At 47.2% G+C, this 1,448-nt stretch carries 1 protein-coding gene; it reads right to left on the bottom strand.

Annotated elements, in window-relative coordinates; translation table 11 throughout:
• Positions 1–150: 150 nt before the first annotated feature.
• Positions 151–1,448: acyltransferase (locus tag WCK19_RS18520; protein WP_342398890.1), on the bottom strand; the 1,298-nt coding region annotated here is incomplete at its 5' end.

The raw sequence follows: 1,448 nt of genomic DNA on the forward strand, positions 1-1,448 counted from the left end.
GCCCTCGTTCTGTGGGAGAGGGCTATTGCCCTCGATACGTGCGGTGGGTAAAATCATGGGAAGGGCGACAAACAAATCGCGACCCGGAGGTCGCTCGTACAGGGGGTTTAATTGGTAGGGACGCATCGGGATGCGCCCTCGTTGGGTTGGTTATTTTCGCAAAAGACGCTTTCTTAAAAATACCCGCGCCGGAGTTTCGTACCATTGGAAAAGAATAATCGAAAGAGTGGAGGTAACAAGGATAACGCCAGCGTACAAAGTATAAGCGGGTATCCCTTTAACAGAATCGGTAAATATATAGTCCATTAAGCGAATGACCAAATCATGCAAGAGATAGAAGCTATAGCTCGCTTCCCCTAGCAGCACAAAAACGGGCGCAGACATTAGCTTGCTGGTACGAGTGCTATAACGCGCCAGCCAGAAAATTATTATCGCAAACGGCACGGCGTAAATAGTCCCAAAACGGTAGATTGACAACACGGTTTTATCTAACGTCATTATGCCTATCACGCCAACCACCGATATAAACGCCGCCAGCGAAACCCAGCGCAATTCCACTTTGCTTACCGGACGATGCAGCCACAGCAGGAATATTCTCCCCGCCAGAATGCCAATTAAAAACTCGCACAACCTACCGGGTCCTGTATTGTAAAAAATATAATGTTGGTCATCGTAACTCAAACTACTTGCCAAGAGCATCAAACCGATTTGGATTGCCATTATTGCAAAGCCCGTAAGTAGCAGTTGCGGTACAGTCTTTAGGGCAATTGCGCTCAAGTATAGCAGGAAGGGGAAAACCATATAAAAGAATATTTCCGCGCTTACACTCCATGAGGGTCCGTTGAAAAGCCCAAAGTAATAGGAATCGTAAATGTACGTTTGGAGACCTAGCAGATGTAAAAGGCTGTAAAAGGGACCCGCCTTGCTAAAATCGTTGCTAAAGAACAAGCTCAACAGCAGCGTTAACAGGTACATCGGGTAGATACGGGCAAACCGCGCAACCCAAAAATTCCAGAGCCTACCCTTCAAGCCCTTTTGAAAACTTGGGTAGTAGGTATAGCAAAGGATAAAACCGCTCAGCACAAAAAACAGGCTTACCCCAATCAAACTATTGCGAGCTAGACTATAAAAGAATAGCGGCACATCCGGGTCGAGCGAGAGGTGATAGAATAGCACCATTAGCGCGGCGATAAAGCGCAAACTGGAGAGCGGGAGAATCTCGTTTTTGCCCCCCGCTACGATTTCTTTCTCCGCCGATTTGGTTTTTTTAACCGACCATCTCATAAGGAAGCGAGCAACGAATACGCTAATAACTAGCGCATACTCGATTAACGCCAAGCGATTAAAGTTATAGAAAAGGTCATCGAGGGCAGGGCTAAGGCTTAGGGGGTCAGAAGCAAATTGCAGCGCCAGCCAAAGCGATTGGGCAAAGGCTATTGCCAGCAGAA

This window comes from Candidatus Chlorohelix sp., assembly GCF_037138995.1.
In the GTDB taxonomy this organism is placed as follows: domain Bacteria; phylum Chloroflexota; class Chloroflexia; order Chloroheliales; family Chloroheliaceae; genus Chlorohelix.